Origin of the sequence: Streptacidiphilus anmyonensis (assembly GCF_000787855.1) — a bacterium.
Lineage (GTDB): Bacteria > Actinomycetota > Actinomycetes > Streptomycetales > Streptomycetaceae > Streptacidiphilus > Streptacidiphilus anmyonensis.
The window spans coordinates 95,216-110,203 of record NZ_BBPQ01000020.1 but is presented as its reverse complement, the minus strand read 5'-3'; the positions used below and the strand labels follow the sequence as shown (position 1 = coordinate 110,203).

The window sequence follows — 14,988 nt, the reverse complement described above, 5'->3', positions numbered from 1 at the left end:
GTTGATGCGTTGCGGACGTTGCCGGTGGGGGTGCATGGGGTGTTGGCGGCGTTGGCGGGGGAGGGGGATGAGGTGTTGGTGGCGGCGGGTGCGCATTTCCAGGCGGAGCAGTTGCTGGCGTTGGAGCGGTTGGAGGAGCGGCTGGCGGCGGAGAAGTTGCGTCGGTTGGCGTTGTTCGATCGTTCGGGTGGGGCGTTGGCGGTGCGGTCGCGTTCGACGCGGGGGTTTCTGCGGACGCATGGGCAGATGTCGCGGGGGCGGGCGGAGCGGATGGTGCGGTTGGCGCGTGAGCTGGACCGGTTGCCGGTGGTGCGGGCGGCTTTGGCCGGGGGTGGGTTGTCGGCGGACCAGGTGGAGGTGCTGGCGCGGGAGCTGGCGCCGGTGGAGGACGGGCGGGCGCGCGGGCAGGCGCAGGAGCTGATGGTGGCGCATGCCCCGGGTTTGCATCTGGTGCAGTTGCGGCAGGCGGCGCGGCAGCTGCATGCCCATCTGGTGCCGGAGCCGGACGGCTCGGGGGAGGGTGCCGGAGGGCCGGGGGTGTTCCGGTCGTGGGTGCGGTTGTCGCCGACCGGGACGACGGACGAGCCGTTCTGGGTGCTGTCGGGGGAGTTGTCGCCGGTGGCGGGGGAGCGGTTGCGGATCGCGTTGGAGGCGGCGATGGGTGCCCCGGTGGAGGGGGAGGTGCGTGGGCATGCGGAGCGGATGGGTGGGGCGTTGGAGGTGGTGACCGGTCTGGCGCTGGATGGGGGGCGGTTGCCGGTCACCGGTGGGCAGCGGCCGCATCTGACGCTGGTCGCGGACCTGGAGGCGCTGCGCGGCACGGTGTGTCCGGCCCACCCGGTCCTCGGCCACGGGGGGAGGGGCCCGGCGGCGGGCCCCGCCGGCCCGGGCCCGCCACGGCCGCCTGACCGGCGGCGCGAGCCGTGCGCGCCTCCCTGCGGCACTACGATCGCCGCATGGCCCCGCAGAAGTCCACGTCGCCGAACCCAGCCGCGGTCCCGCAGGTCAGCGTCTGGGCCAGGCCGCCACGGGAACGGAAGCGGGGCACCGCGCCCAGCGGGCTCTCCCGCCAGCGCATCGTGCGGGCCGCCGTCGAGCTGCTCGACGCCGAGGGCGACCAGGGCTTCTCCATGCGCCGCCTGGCGGCGGAGCTCGGAGTCACCCCCATGTCGGTCTACTGGTATGTCGACAACAAGGGCGAACTGCTGGAGCTCGCCCTCGACGAGGCCCTCGGCGAGATGCGGATCCCGCCGCTCGGCGAGGACGGCGACTGGCGCGAGCACCTGCGGGTGATGGCCAACGAGTACCGCGACTTCTACCGCCGCCACCTGTGGGCCACCCGCGTCGCGGGCGAGGTGCTGCCGCTGGGCCCGCACGCGCTCTTCTTCTCCTCCAGCGCGATCGCGGCGGCGGAGCGCACGGGCCTGCCGCGCGAGCAGTACGCGGGCGCGCTCGGGCTGCTCTTCCAGTTCGTCTACGGCTTCGCCACCTCCGAGGCCCAGCAGCTGATCCGAGTGCGCGAATCCGGGCTGAGTGAGGAGGAGTACCACCAGGCGGTGGTCGGCCTCGCGGCGGAGGTCGACCGCCGCCACGTCGACAACGCGGAACGGATCATGCCCACCCGGGCGGGCGAGACGATGGCCGCGAAGCGGGACTACAACTTCGCGGAGAGCCTCGACCTGGCGCTCGACGGGATCGAGTCCCGGATCCGCCGGCGCGCGGAGCACGGGTAGCCGCGGCGTCCGCCGGCGACGGCGGTCGTCGGTCGCTCGGCCGAGCGTCCGTCGCATGGTCCGGGTGTCAGCGCCGGCCGACGGAGCGGCGGTGGCTCTCCGCGTAGCCGAGCACCATGCTGCGGCCCCGGTACGGGTCGGCCGCGAGGTCGGTGACGCGGCCCCTGGGGAGGTAGCGGACCCCGTCTATCTCGCAGACCAGCATCCCGAGGCCGGTGTCGTGCACCAGCGCCTCGCCCACCGCTGCGGGACCGCCCACGGTGCGTCGCTCACTGCCCCGGCACGGCGGGATCGGCTGCAGGAAGCGCGGCGGCGCGACCTCGCCGCCGTCGGCGCGGAACAGCACCAGCGCCATCTCGCCCGGCCCCTGGCGCAGCCGGACGTACCGCATCGGCTGCCACTCGGCATCCGGCGTGTCCCGCCGCGCGGCCCGCAGCACCGGCCCGCACACCGCCGAGCGGTCGACCGCGTACCAGCCGATCCGGGCGAGAGCGGCGACGGCGATGGCGCCGAACACCAGGAAGCGCCAGCGGCCCAGTTGGAAGCGGTCGTCGAACATGGCGCCGAGAGAGACCGTCAGGAACCACCAGCCGCCGGTGCCGAGGACCGTGACGAGCACCCACCGGCGCGGCGACACCGAGGTCTGCCCCGGTCCGCGGCGGGGCGCGGAGACCCGCGCCCCGGGCCGGTGACGGTCGCCGTGGCGCGCGGCCGCGGCGAGGCCCGCGTAGGTCAGCTCGATGTTCAGCCCGTCCGGCCAGTCGGCCTCGGCCTCCTCCTCCGGTCCTGCGGGCGACCCCTCGGGAAGGGCCGGCCCCGCCGCCTGCGCCCGCCGCACCCTGCGCGCACAGGCGAGCGGGGTGACCACGACGGCGCCGAGCAGGCCCAGCAGCCCGAAGCCGCCTCCGGCGACGGCGGCCACGGTCGGGGTGGTCACCGTGTCGAACGCCTCGCCGAGGAAGGGCCAGGGAAGCGCGACGATGGGCAGCGGGTCGCCGACGCGGACCCGCGCGGTGTCGCAGTCCACCGTCGCGTGCAGGGTGCCGCCGGACCACGCGACCCGGCACGCCCCCTCGTCCGGGACGACGCGCAGCACGCGCGCGGTGGTGTGCTGCCCGAGCAGCTCCACGTCCGCCGCCGCCAGGCCCACCAGCAGGGACGCCGCGAGACAGAGCACGGCCCAGAGCGGCGCCGTCGGCAGCGGGAGCCGGCGTGCGGCGGCGGGCGCGCCGGAGGGGCCCGGGTCCTCGGACAGCCAGGCGCCGACGCTCCGCGCGTCGGACGTGGCCAGGCGCAGCCGGACCGTCACACCGTCAGGCGTCCGGTAGCGCAGACCGACCCGCTCCAGGGCGCGCTCACCGGTCGGCGCGGTCAGCACGTTGGCGTCGAGGGCCGCGCCGCCGCGTGGCAGCGCCGTCGCCTTTCCGGCGCGGTCGAGGAAGACCGGGGTGTCGAGACGCGGGTCGGCGAGCAGCCGGCCCTTCCGGCCGTCGAGGCGCCCCCGGAAGTGCACCGCCCTCCCCGCCGCCAGCCCCCGCCGCCGGCGGGCCGCGGCCCACCGCACGAGCCCGGCGGCGACCAGCGGAAACACCACGAATGCCAGAAAACTGCCGATCATCGACCCTGCCGTCCCCTCCGATGTGTCGGTGCAGCGTATGGGGAGCCGTGCGTGCCCCGGGGACCGGGGTGCCCGGCGGCGTCCCGCCGCCCCCGCCCCTCGACGTCCCCGCACCACGGCCCGGCCGAACCGCCCGTCGGACCCCAGGGCCCCGGGGCCCGACCCGAGTCGCCGGACGCCCTGGACAGTGACGGGTTGCAGCCATGTGCCCGGCCCGGCGGCGCGCGCTGTTCGGCGAAGCCCCGCACGGCGCGGGCGTCCTTCCGGCGTGGCCCTGCCGCGTTCGCGTTCAGAGGGGAGAGTGGGGCTTGCCCGGGGGCCGGCTGGGCAGCTCGAGCGCTGGCGACAGTCGTCGCCGTGTGCCCCGGCCCGGCTGCGGACGCCGCTCGGCGAGAGCCCCGCACGGCCCCTGGCGTCCTCCCGGCGTGGCCCTGCGGTCGTGTGGCGCGACGCGCGTGGGGGTGGGGGCGCGTGGCCGGTGCGGCTGAGCGCTGAGCTGCACGTTAGAATTGCCCAGCGTGAGCGCCAAGCCCTTCATCCCCGATGTCCTGGCCGCCCGCTACGCCTCCGGCGAGCTTGCGCGGCTGTGGTCCCCCGAGCACAAGGTCGTCCTCGAACGGCAGCTGTGGCTGGCCGTGCTGAAGGCTCAGGCCGACCTGGGGATCGAGGTGCCCGCGGGCGCCGTCGCCGACTACGAGCGGGTGATCGACCAGGTCGACCTCGCCTCCATCGCCGAGCGCGAGCGCGTCACCCGCCACGACGTGAAGGCGCGGATCGAGGAGTTCAACGCCCTCGCCGGCCACGAGCAGGTCCACAAGGGCATGACCTCCCGCGACCTGACCGAGAACGTCGAGCAGCTCCAGCTCAAGCAGTCCCTGGAGCACGTCCGCGACCGCACGGTCGCGCTCCTCGCGCGGCTCGCCCAGCTCGCCGCCGAGCACGGCGAGCTCGTGATGGCCGGGCGCTCCCACAACGTCGCCGCCCAGGCGACGACCCTCGGCAAGCGCTTCGCCACCGCCGCCGACGAGCTGCTCGTCGCCTTCACCCGGCTGGAGGAGCTGATCGCCCGTTACCCGCTGCGCGGGATCAAGGGCCCGGTCGGCACCAGCCAGGACATGCTGGACCTGCTCGGCGGCGACGCCGCCAAGCTCGCCGACCTGGAGCAGCGCGTCGCCGGCCACCTCGGCTTCGACCACGGCTTCACCAGCGTCGGCCAGGTCTACCCGCGCTCGCTCGACTACGACGTGCTCTCCGCGCTCGTGCAGCTGGCCGGCGCGCCCGGTTCCCTCGCCAAGACGATCCGGCTGATGGCCGGCATCGAGCTGGTCACCGAGGGCTTCAAGGAGGGCCAGGTCGGCTCCTCCGCGATGCCGCACAAGATGAACACCCGCTCCTGCGAGCGCGTCAACGGCCTGGCCGTGATCCTGCGCGGCTACGCCTCCATGGTCTCCGAGCTCTCCGGCGACCAGTGGAACGAGGGCGACGTCTCGTGCTCGGTCGTGCGCCGCGTCGCGCTGCCGGACGCGTTCTTCGCCTTCGACGGCCTGGTCGAGACCTTCCTGACGGTGCTCGACGAGTTCGGTGCGTTCCCGGCCGTCATCGCCGCCGAACTGGACCGCTACCTGCCGTTCCTCGGCACCACCAAGGTGCTGATGGCGTCGGTGCGTGCGGGTGTCGGCCGCGAGACCGCGCACGAGGCGATCAAGGAGCACGCGGTCGGCTCGGCGCTGGCGATGCGTCAGGGCGTGCGCGAGAACCAGCTGCTGGACCGCCTCGCGGCGGACGAGCGGATCCCGCTGGACCGCGACGCGCTGGACGCGCTGCTGGCCGACAAGCTCTCCTTCACCGGTGCGGCCGCCGCGCAGGTCGGCGAGGTCGTCGCGCGCGTCGAGCAGGTCACGGCCCGCTACCCGGAGGCGGCCAAGTACCGTCCGGGCGCGATTCTCTGAGTCCGGACGGTTCCGGAACAGGAGCGAAGGCCGCCGACCCCTCTCCGGTCGGCGGCCTTCGCCGTCCGCGGCCCCCGTGTCGTCAGACCATCACGTGCTTGGCCTGTGTGTACTCCAGCAGGCCGGTCATGGACAGGTCGCTGCCGTAGCCGGACTGGCCACGGCCGCCGTGCGGCATCTCGGAGACCGTGGTGCCGTGCGTGTTGACCCAGACGATCCCGGTGCGCAGCGCACGGGTCGCCCGCATGGCCCGGTCGACGTCGCGGGTCCACACGCTCGCGGCGAGACCGAAGCGGACGCCGTTGGCCAGCCGCAGCGCCTCCGCCTCGTCCGCGAAGGGCTGGACGGTGACGACCGGGCCGAAGACCTCCTCCTGCACGATCTCGTCCTCCTGGCGGACCGAGGCGACCACCGTCGGCTCGTGGAAGAAGCCGTCCCGCTCCGCCACGCGCCCTCCCGTGACGATCTCCGCGTGGGCCGACAGGCGTGCCAGTAGGCCCTGCACCCGGGCCAGTTGGGCGGCGCTGTTCAACGGGCCGAAGGCGGCGTCCGGTTCGTCGGGCCCGCCCGTGCGCAGCTTGGCGGCATGCTCGGCGAAGGCGGCCAGGAAGGCGTCGTGGACGCCGCGGTGGACCAGCAGCCGGGTCGCGGCGGTGCAGTCCTGGCCCGCGTTGTAGAAGGCCACGTCCGCCAGGGCCGCCGCCGTCGCCTCGACGTCCACGTCGTCGTGGACCAGGACCGGTGCGTTGCCGCCGAGTTCGAGGTGCAGGCGCTTGAGGTCGGCCGCGCAGGCCGCCGCGATCTCGCGCCCGGCGCGCACGCTGCCGGTGACCGCGACCATGGCGGGTGTCGGATGGGCGACCAGCGCCGCGCCCGTGGCCCGGTCGCCGCAGACGACGTTGAGCACCCCCGGCGGCAAGTGCTCGGCCGCGAGGCGGGCCAGCAGCGCCGTGGACGACGGGGTGGTGTCGGCGGGCTTGAGCACGACGGTGTTGCCCGCCGCCAGGGCCGGGGCGAGTTTCCACACGGCCATCATCAGCGGGTAGTTCCACGGCGTGATCTGCGCGCAGACGCCGAGCGGTTCGCGGCGCAGCAGCGAGGTGCGGTCCTCGGCGTACTCGGCGGCCACGCTCCCGGGCAGCGCGCGGGCCGCGCCCGCGAAGAACCGCAACGTGTCGACGACGGCGAGGAGTTCGTCGGCCAGGAAGGCCAGGCGCGGCTTGCCGGTGTCGGCGGTCTCGGCGGCGGCGAACTCCTCGGCGTGCCACTCCATGGTGTCGGCGAGGCGCAGCAGCGCGCGTTGGCGCTCCGCCGGCGTGGTCCGCGACCAGCGCTCGAAGGCCGTGTCGGCGGCGCGGCAGGCCGCGTCGACGTCGGCCGCGTCCGAGCACGCGGCGCGGGCGTGCGGCCGTCCGGTGGTCGGATCGACCAGGACGGTCTCCGCACCGGAGGCCGAGGCACGGTCCTTGCCGCCGATGTGGTGGCGGACGAGTGGAAGTGACGAGAGATCAGCCACGGCGCAGTGCCTCCTCGGCGGCGGCGCGGCCGGTGCGGACGGCGCCCTCCATGTAGCCGGCGACCCACTGGTCGGCGCCGCAGACGTAGAACGGCGGCTCGTGCGTGCCGTGGAGGGGGCCGACGCGTTGCACGTCGCCCGGCACCCACTGGGTCACGTAGCCCTGCGTCCACGGGTCCGTGCCCCAGCAGCGCAGCCATGTCGTGAGGGGTGCCTCGGCCTCCGGCCCGTACAACCCGGCTATCTCCGCCAGCAGTTCGCGCTCACGCCGCTGGGGCGGCATGCCGAGCAGCACGCCCAGCCGTTCCGGCGGGACCAGCGCCGACAGCACGGCCGTGCTCTGCGGCCAGGTGCTGCCCAGCACGCCCTCGCACTCCGACAGGCCGCTCAGGCCCCGCTCCCGCCAGAACGGCCCGCCGTAGGCGGCCACGAACTTCGCTGCGAGCGCGTGGCGTTGCGCGTGCAGGGAGGCCAATCGCGCGTCGGAGACGCCCGTGACGGCGACGTCCCGCAGCGGGCCCACCGGCAGGGCGCTGACCACGGCCGACGCGCTCAGCGTCTCGCCGCCGCGCAGGCGGACCGTGCAGCGGCCGGGCCGGACGTCGAGCGCGGTCACCGGGGCGCCCAGCCGGACGCGCGGGCCGAGCTCCTCGGCCATGCGCAGCGCGACCGTCGCCGAGCCCTCGGCGACGCGCAGGCCCTCCCAGTCCTCGTAGTCGTAGTGGCCCGAGCTCGGCACGGCGGCCTGCTTGCGCAGCGCGGCGAGCAGCGAGGTGCGCTCGACCGAGCCGTCGGCGAGCCCGAGCGCGCCGATCTCCCACAGGCGCACCACGGCTGCCGGTGCCTTGCGCGACCGCAGCCACGCCCCGACCGAGAGCGCGTCCAGGGCCGTCGCGTCGGGGTGCGACCACGGGGCGTCCGGGTCGACCGTCGCCGCCAGGGCGACGAACTCGGCGGTGACGGCCTGGTGTTCGGCCTCGTCGTCGGGACCGAACCAGTGCGGCGGATCGCCCGCGGACACCCCCTCGGGCGTGGCGCGGGCGATGAGGCCCGGTTCGGCGACGTAGCTGGGGACCAGCGTCAGGCCCAGCTCGGCGACCAGGCCCAGATAGGCGCTGTGCGCGCGCCCGACGACCTCCCCGCCGAGCTGGACCAGGCGGCCGTCGGGGAGCTGCTGCTGCTCGACCCGTCCGCCGACGCGGTCCCGGGCCTCGACGACGAGGACGTCGACCCCGCCGGCGGCGAGATCGCGTGCCGCGCTCAGCCCGGCCAGACCCGCGCCGAGCACGATGACGTCGTGGTTCATACGGTTTCCTCTCATGGGCGGCCGAGGGCGCGTCCGTGTCCCCGCGCGTCGACCCGGCCGCCCGGCCGGGGGTCGGCCAGGGACTCGCACGGAGCCGCCGACGGTGCGGCGCGCATCGCCCGGCTCGCAGCTTTCGGCAGACGCCAGACGCCAGACGGCAGACGGCTGATGGCTGAAGCCCCGGCCCGCGCGTGGCTGCTGCGGACGGCAGCGGACGGGGGCCGGGGAGGGGAGTCCGGAGGACTCAGTGGCTCAGCACCAGGCAGTGGTCGGGGTCGTAGCCCAGCTCGACGGTCTCGCCGCCCTCCCAGCGGTCCTCCATGCGGGCGCGGGCGGTGTTCTGCTCCAGCGCGGCGACGGTGATCCCCGGGGCGAGCTCGATCAGGTACGTCGTGGTGGGACCGGAGTAGACCGTCTCGCGGATGACGCCGTTGACCACGGGCATGCCGGGTTCGAAGTCGGAGAGCCAGATCTTCTCCGGCCGGATCGACAGGTCCACCGCGCTGCCCTCGCCGATCCCGGGCCGACGGCCGACCGGCAGGGCAGGCCCGCCCTCGATCAGGACCGCGCCGTCCCGGTAGACGCCGCTCACGAGGTTGGAGGTGCCCATGAACGCGGCCACGAACCGGCTCTCGGGCCGCTCGTAGACGTCCTCGGGCGTCCCGCACTGCTCCACCCGGCCGCCGTTCATCACCGCGACGCGGTCGGACATGGTGAGCGCCTCGTCCTGGTCGTGGGTGACGAAGACGAAGGTGATGCCGACCTCGCGCTGGATCTGCTTCAGCTCCACCTGCATCTGCCGCCGCAGCTTCAGGTCGAGCGCGGCCAGCGGCTCGTCGAGCAGCAGCACGGCCGGGCGGTTGACCAACGCCCGTGCCAGCGCGACGCGCTGGCGCTGCCCGCCGGAGAGGGTACGCGGCTTGCGCTCGGCCATGCCGCCCAGCTGCACCAGGTCGATCATCGCGCCCACCCGCTCGCGGATCTCCGGCTTCGGCACGCCCTTGCGCTTGAGGCCGAAGCCGATGTTGTCGGCGACGCTGAGGTGGTCGAAGAGCGCGTAGCTCTGGAAGACGGTGTTGACGTTGCGCTTGTTCGGCGGCAGCGCGGTCACGTCCTCGCCGGAGAGCAGCACCGCGCCCTCGGTCGGGTCGGCGAAGCCGCCGATCATGCGCAGGGTGGTGGTCTTGCCGCAGCCGGAGGGGCCGAGCAGGGAGAAGAACTCCCCGGGCGCGATGTCCAGGTCGAGGTCGCGCACCGCGTGGGAGCCGTTGAACTCCTTGCTGACGTGGTCGAGCCTGACGGCGGGGACGGTCGGGTCGGCGGAGGCGGTTTCGGCGGCGGGCGTCGCTGCGGTCGGCGTCATGGGTGTCACTCCCCGGAGATGAGGTCGAGGCCGCCGCGGCGACCGAAGAGGCGCGGGATGGCCAGGGCGAGGCCGATGAGGGTGATGGAGCCGGCCAGCATCAGCGTTCCGACGGCGTTGATGGTGGGTTCGACGCCGAAGCGGATCGCGGAGTAGATGCGGACGGCGAGCGGCTGCGGGTCGACGCCGGTGGTGAAGTAGGCGAGCACGAAGTCGTCGAAGACGAGGGCGAAGATCAGCACCGCGCTGGCCAGGATGGCCGGCAGTAGCGCGGGCAGGGTGACCAGCCGCAGCGCCTGCCAGCGCGTCGCACCGAGGTCCATCGCGGCCTCCTCGACCTCCGGGTTCAGCGCGGCGACGCGGGAGCGCAGGATGACGGTGACGTAGGAGATGGAGAAGGTGACCTCGGCGATCATCACCGTGCCGCTGTCGAGGGTGATCCCGAGGCCCTTGAAGAGCAGCAGCGAGGCGACGCCGGTGACGATCTCCGGGGTGATCAGCGGGACCATCATGATCAGCCCGGCGTAGGCGCCGAGCCTGCCCTTGTTGCGCACCAGGCCCAGCGCCAGCGCCACGCCCAGCACGACCGAGCCGGCCATGGCGACGAGCGAGACCTCGAGGCTCATGCCGAGCGAGCCGAGCAGCACGCTGTCGTGGAAGAACGCCTCGTACCAGCGCAGCGAGAAGCCCTTGAAGACGGTCAGGGACTTCTGGGAGTTGAAGGAGAAGAGCACGACCATGGCGATCGGCAGGTAGAGCAGGACGAAGAAGACGACGGTGACGGCGATCGCGAAGACCGGCTTGCGGCGCTGGCCGCGACGTCTGCGCCGCCGGAGGGGAGCGGGAGCGGGAGCGGTCACGGGAGTAGGAGCGGGCGCGGGAGCGGTCGGGTTCATCGGGTGGCCTCCGCCTCGTCCTTGCGGGCGCGCCGCAGGTAGCCGAACATCGCGATCAGCAGCACGGCCATCAGCGCCATCGTCAGCGCCGAGCCGAGGGGCCAGTTCTGGCCTTCGAAGAACTTGTCCTGGATCAGGTTGCCGATCATGATCTGGTTCGGCCCGCCCATGAACTGCGCGCTCACGAAGTCGCCCATGGCGGGCAGGAAGACCAGCACCACGCCCGCTCCCGCACCCTGCCGGGTGGCGGGGACGGTGACGAACAGGAAGGTGCGCAGCGGCCCGCCGTACAGGTCGCGTCCGGCCTCGATGAGCGAGGTGTCCATGCGTTCCATGGCGGCGTAGAGCGGGATGATCATGAAGACGACGAAGCCGTAGACCAGGCCCGCGATGACGCCGAAGCCGGTGTTGAGGATCTTCGTATGGGCGCCCGCCAGTCCGACGGCGCGCAGCACCCGCAGCACCGGTCCGTCGTCGGCGAGCAGCACCGACCACCCGTACATCCGCACCAGGTAGTTGGCGAAGAAGGGCACGACGATCGCCGCGATCAGCGCGTTCTTGAAGCGGCCCGCGTGCAGCGCGACGGCGTAGGCGACCGGGTAGGCGATCAGCAGGCAGATCACCGAGGTCAGCAGCGCGTAGCCGAGCGAGCGGACCATGACGTCGCGGTAGGCCGGGTCGGCGAGCGCCTTGAGGTTGCCGAGGTTGGTGCCGAAGCGGGGGTCGCCGAGCTCGTCGGTGGTGCCGAAGGAGATCGCGGCCACCAGCAGCAGCGAGGCGATGAAGAACACCGACATCCAGACGGTGCCGGGCAGGGTGAGCCAGGTCCAGATCCGCGCGCCGGCGGCGGAGGGGCGGGGCCGCCGGTCGCGGCGGGCGGTTCTGCCGCCGGCCGGCGTCTCGGCGCGGACGGGGGTGCGCAGCGCCATCTCAGCCCGCCTTCACGTCGGTCCAGGCGGTGTCGCGCGCCTGGGCGCCGGCCGCCGTCGGATTGCGGAAGTAGAGGGAGGGCTTGAGGTCGCCGGGCTCGATCATGCACTGCGGCAGCTGCTTGACCAGCCCCGCGTAGGTGGACTCGGTGCCGTGGACCGGCATCGGGTAGCCGAGGTACTGGATGGTCTTGATGGCGTTCTCGGGCCGCAGCAGATAGTCGATGAAGAGCATCGCCGTGCCCGGATGCTCGGCGTCGGCGGGTATCGCGAAGCAGTCGGAGTTGATCGGCGATCCCTCCTTGGCCACCTCGAAGCCGTAGAGCGTGGCGTCCTTCGCCTGGTTGAGCACGCAGACCATGTCCCCGCTCCAGGCCTGGGTCATGGTGGCGGTGCCGTCGAGCAGGTTGTTGTAGTCGTCGCTGGAGAAGCCCCGGAGATTCGGACGGAGCGTGTGCAGCAGCGAGGTGATCCGGTCGAGGTCGCCCTGGGCGCTGGTGTTCGGGTCCAGGCCGAGCTTCAGCGCGGCCATGCCGAGCACCTCGTCCTCGTCGTCGAGGAGGAAGGTCGTGCCGCTGGACTGCGCGTCCCACAGGTCCTGCCAGGAGCCGGTCAGCGCGCCGAGCTTGTCGCGGCGCCAGCCGATGCCGGTCTTGTACATCGTGAACGGCACGGTGTGCGCGGACTTCGGGTCGTACCAGGGGTCCTCGAAGTAGGGGTAGCTGCCGAAGACCAGCTCGGCGTTGCGCAGCTTCGTGTGGTCGATGGCGCGCAGCCGTCCCGCCTGGGCCAGCCGCTGCGCGTACTTGGCCGACGGGAAGATGACGTCGTACTTGTTCCCGGCGTCCAGCTTGGCGACCATGCCGGGCATCGAGTCGAAGTTGGACTGGACGATCTTGACGCCGTACTCCTTCTGGAACCCGGCGAAGACGGAGGGGTCGATGTAGTCGGCCCAGTTGAAGTAGACGAGCGGGCCGTCGACCTTCACGTCGATGGGCTTGTCGGTCTGCGCGGGGGACGCGGTCGCGGGCTGGCTGAAGCCGCAGCCGGCGAGGCCCAGGCCCAGCACGCCGAGCCCGCCGGCGCGGAGCAGGGATCTGCGGGAGAGCTGGGAGCGCTGGGGGAGGTGGTCGGACATCTGTGTCCTCTCCAGGTGGGTGGACCGGCGGGGGCGAGCCGGTTGGAGGTGACCGAGGGGGTGTGAGGGTGTGCGGGATCCCTGGCTCTGTTCAAGGGAGGCTGCACCGGGGGCGTCCACACCGCTGCCGGGTGGACGGTGGATGTGTGCGGGGAACCGTGGTCAGCCGTGGTGGCGCGGGCTGCCGGTGTGGGTCGCGTGCGGGAAGGGAGCGGTGACGCCCAGCAGCGGGGTGACGAGGGACCAGATCTGGTCGCGCGCGTCGGCCACGTCGGTCGCGGAGGAGCCGATCAGGATCCGGGTGCCGTATCCGTTGGTCAGCGCGATCACCAGATCCGCCAGCCGGCCGACGTCGCAGGGCCCGAACTCGCCCGCGGCCTGGCCGTCACGCACGACGCCCGCGATCCAGTCGCGCAGATTGCCGTACAGGTCCCGGGCGACGCCGAGCGAGTCGGCGTCGCGCACGGCGCGCAGGTGCAGCTCCTGCCAGAGCAGGAAGTCCCGGCGCAGCTCCGTGTCGATCGGCAGGCAGGCGTCGATGACGCGGGCCAACCGCCAGGTCTGCGGCAGCTCGTCCGGCGGCTCGGCGGCGTAGCCCTCGACGCCCGCGTGCTCGTAGGAGAAGGTCAGCGCCTCGAGGAAGAGCTTCTCGCGGTTCTCGAAGTGGTAGTGCAGCAGCGCCGAGGAGACCCCGGCCCGCTCCGCCACCATGCGCATCCGGACCTTCTCGAAGCCGACCTCGGCGATCGTCTCGCACGCCGCGAGCAGGATGACGCGGCGCGTCTGCTCCGCGCGCTCCTCGTGGCTGGCGCGGCGGTTGGCCGTCGCGGCGGGGGCCGGGCGGGTCGTGGCGCTCACGCGGACGCTCCGGGGTCGGTGGTCGGGGCGGCGGGGCCGACGACGCCGTCGAGGTCGGCGCGGATCCGCTCAGCGAACCAACCTACCGCCGACTCGCGTCGCGAGAGCGGACCGGGCTCGAACCCCGGTGTGCCGAGGCCCTGCTGGACACGCGCCACCAACTCGGCGTCCTCGTCGTTGGTGATCCAGCCGATGTGGATGTTGAGCCGCCGGGCGAGGGCTGTGCGGGCGCCGGCGCCCGGCTTGGTGTACCAGGCGCCGCCGACGGCGACCCGGTCGGGTGCGGTGGGGATGGCGGTCCAGGCGAGCACATGGTCAGGGTAGAAGTCGAGAAGGGTGTTCGGGTAGATCACCGCGTAGCGCCAGACGCGCCGGTCGGCTTCGGTCAGACCCGGCATCGGGGACGCCACCCGCTGGTAGAGCCGTTCGACGAAGTTGGACGAGGGCTTGTCCCGGAGCGGCACCTGGAACAGGGCGTAGGACTCGCGCAGCTCGCTGGCCACGTAGTTCTGGTAGTCGAACAGCCGCATCAGCCCGGGGTGGGCGACCGGGACGTGGTAGCCCTCCAGGTAGTTGTCCACGGCTACTTTCCAGTTGGCCCGCTGCACCTCGAAGCTGTCCAGGTCGTGGATCCGGTACTTGCCGACCGGGACCAGGTCCGCGCCGAGGTAGCGGCCGACCGCGTCGGCCAGCCCGGCGCACTGCTCGGCCAGCGGCGCGGCACGCCCGTCGATGTTGACGAAGACGAAGCCGAGGAAGGACTCGACCGCGACCGGGAGGAGCCCGAGGTTCGGCTTGTCCAGGCAGGGGATCTGCCGGGCTTCCGGTGCGCCGACCAGGCTCCCGTCGAGCCGGTAGGTCCAGCCGTGGTAGGGACAGCGGATGGCCTTGCCGGACGCCTCGGGGGCGGAGACCAGCCGGGTGCCGCGATGGCGGCAGACGTTGAGGTGGGCCTTGAGACCGCCGTCCTCCGTGCGGACCACCAGGACCTCGCGTCCTGCGGCCCGGGCGCTGAGCCGGGCCCCGGGGCCCGGCAGGTCCGTCTCGTGGCAGACCAGCTGCCAGGAGCGGGCGAAGACGTGGTCGCGCTCGGCCGTGGCGACGGCCGGATCGGTGTAGTAGCGGGCGGCCAGGGCGGCCGCAGGGACGGAGCTCCCGTCGGGAGCGGCCGGGGCGGGGCCGGGTCGGGTCAGTTCGGACTGCATGGCGCTCCTGCTCATCGCGCGGGGCCTGGGGTGGGGCAGAGACTGACTGTCTGCTCAGCGAGCGGTGCGGCAAGGTTGCGCCTTCACGTCCCCGGTGTCAATACTTGCTGACTAACTGGTTGATCAGTACCGTGGCGACCACGCCGCCCGGCCGACACCGGCGCTCCTGACGTCCCATCCCAGGAGCGGCCCGTTCCCCCGGACGCGGCACCTCTCCCCACCCCACTCCCGCGGTCCGGCCCCCACCCGGACCCCTCGGCATCACAGGGTCCGGCCCCACTCGGACCCCTCGGCATCGCACCCCGTCCCACCACGGAGGCAGGCATGCACGGATCCCGCAGGAACGCCTGGCTCGGACTCACCCCCGAGCCCGAGCGCGAGCTGCCCTACGCAGTGGCCCGGCTGCGCGGCGGGAGCGGCGGCACCCCTTCGGGCCCGGAGGCGGAACGCCGCCGCGTGGAGCGCCTGATCCTGCAC

Annotated in this window: 12 protein-coding genes; 2 read left to right on the top strand and 10 right to left on the bottom strand. The window is 73.3% G+C overall.

The annotated features are described in order from the left end of the window. Positions 1–764, bottom strand: a 764-nt coding sequence (locus TR50_RS48955; protein WP_042422729.1) for a hypothetical protein, incomplete at its 3' end; no start/stop codon positions are given. A gap of 192 nt (positions 765–956) precedes the next feature. Between TR50_RS48955 and TR50_RS19475 the strand changes: the two genes are divergently transcribed. Beyond that, entirely contained in the window at positions 957–1,733 is a 777-nt protein-coding gene (locus tag TR50_RS19475; protein WP_042422726.1) for a TetR/AcrR family transcriptional regulator, read from the top strand. Positions 1,734–1,800: 67 nt separating this feature from the next. On the opposite strand, the gene TR50_RS49760 is transcribed toward TR50_RS19475, so the two are convergent. After that, positions 1,801–3,327: a hypothetical protein gene (locus tag TR50_RS49760; RefSeq protein ID WP_160311134.1), complete on the bottom strand. Its 1,527-nt coding sequence runs from the start codon at positions 3,325–3,327 to the stop codon at positions 1,801–1,803. Between the two features lie 533 nt (positions 3,328–3,860). On the opposite strand from TR50_RS49760, the gene purB reads away from it, so the two are divergent. Then, positions 3,861–5,300, top strand: a complete 1,440-nt coding sequence (gene purB / locus TR50_RS19465) for an adenylosuccinate lyase (RefSeq protein ID WP_042422716.1) — start codon at positions 3,861–3,863, stop codon at positions 5,298–5,300. A gap of 82 nt (positions 5,301–5,382) precedes the next feature. Here purB and TR50_RS19460 read toward each other — a convergent pair whose 3' ends face one another. From TR50_RS19460 to TR50_RS19425, 8 genes are all read right to left on the bottom strand, one after another. Next, positions 5,383–6,816, bottom strand: a complete 1,434-nt coding sequence (locus TR50_RS19460; RefSeq protein ID WP_042422713.1) for an aminobutyraldehyde dehydrogenase — start codon at positions 6,814–6,816, stop codon at positions 5,383–5,385. Beyond that, a complete protein-coding gene (locus TR50_RS19455) occupies positions 6,809–8,122 on the bottom strand; it encodes a flavin monoamine oxidase family protein (protein ID WP_042422710.1) in 1,314 nt (437 codons plus the stop codon). Before TR50_RS19455 ends, TR50_RS19460 begins: the two co-directional genes overlap by 8 nt. 244 nt (positions 8,123–8,366) lie before the next feature. Next, complete coding sequence (locus TR50_RS19450) at positions 8,367–9,485, bottom strand: ABC transporter ATP-binding protein (protein ID WP_042422705.1); 1,119 nt, start codon at positions 9,483–9,485, stop codon at positions 8,367–8,369. 5 nt (positions 9,486–9,490) lie between these two features. Further along, complete coding sequence (locus TR50_RS19445; RefSeq protein WP_236654490.1) at positions 9,491–10,345, bottom strand: ABC transporter permease; 855 nt, start codon at positions 10,343–10,345, stop codon at positions 9,491–9,493. Positions 10,346–10,377: 32 nt separating this feature from the next. Next, complete coding sequence (locus TR50_RS19440) at positions 10,378–11,310, bottom strand: ABC transporter permease (protein ID WP_084700566.1); 933 nt, start codon at positions 11,308–11,310, stop codon at positions 10,378–10,380. A gap of 1 nt (position 11,311) precedes the next feature. Continuing rightward, positions 11,312–12,448 carry a polyamine ABC transporter substrate-binding protein gene (locus tag TR50_RS19435; protein WP_042422700.1) on the bottom strand — a complete coding sequence of 379 codons (1,137 nt, stop codon included), beginning with the start codon at positions 12,446–12,448 and terminating at the stop codon, positions 11,312–11,314. Positions 12,449–12,610: 162 nt separating this feature from the next. Next, entirely contained in the window at positions 12,611–13,306 is a 696-nt protein-coding gene (locus tag TR50_RS19430; protein ID WP_042422697.1) for a TetR/AcrR family transcriptional regulator, read from the bottom strand. Next, complete coding sequence (locus tag TR50_RS19425; RefSeq protein ID WP_042422694.1) at positions 13,303–14,511, bottom strand: aromatic ring-hydroxylating oxygenase subunit alpha; 1,209 nt, start codon at positions 14,509–14,511, stop codon at positions 13,303–13,305. Before TR50_RS19425 ends, TR50_RS19430 begins: the two co-directional genes overlap by 4 nt. Positions 14,512–14,988 lie beyond the last annotated feature (477 nt).

What these genes read in the sequence shown, in the direction of transcription:
- TR50_RS19475 (WP_042422726.1), top strand. Translation starts at nt 957, where the DNA reads ATGGCCCCGCAGAAGTCCACGTCGCCGAACCCAGCCGCGGTCCCGCAG.
- TR50_RS19455 (WP_042422710.1), bottom strand. Translation starts at nt 8,122, where the DNA reads ATGAACCACGACGTCATCGTGCTCGGCGCGGGTCTGGCCGGGCTGAGC.
- TR50_RS19450 (WP_042422705.1), bottom strand. Translation starts at nt 9,485, where the DNA reads ATGACGCCGACCGCAGCGACGCCCGCCGCCGAAACCGCCTCCGCCGAC.
- TR50_RS19440 (WP_084700566.1), bottom strand. Translation starts at nt 11,310, where the DNA reads ATGGCGCTGCGCACCCCCGTCCGCGCCGAGACGCCGGCCGGCGGCAGA.
- TR50_RS19435 (WP_042422700.1), bottom strand. Translation starts at nt 12,448, where the DNA reads ATGTCCGACCACCTCCCCCAGCGCTCCCAGCTCTCCCGCAGATCCCTG.
- TR50_RS19425 (WP_042422694.1), bottom strand. Translation starts at nt 14,511, where the DNA reads ATGCAGTCCGAACTGACCCGACCCGGCCCCGCCCCGGCCGCTCCCGAC.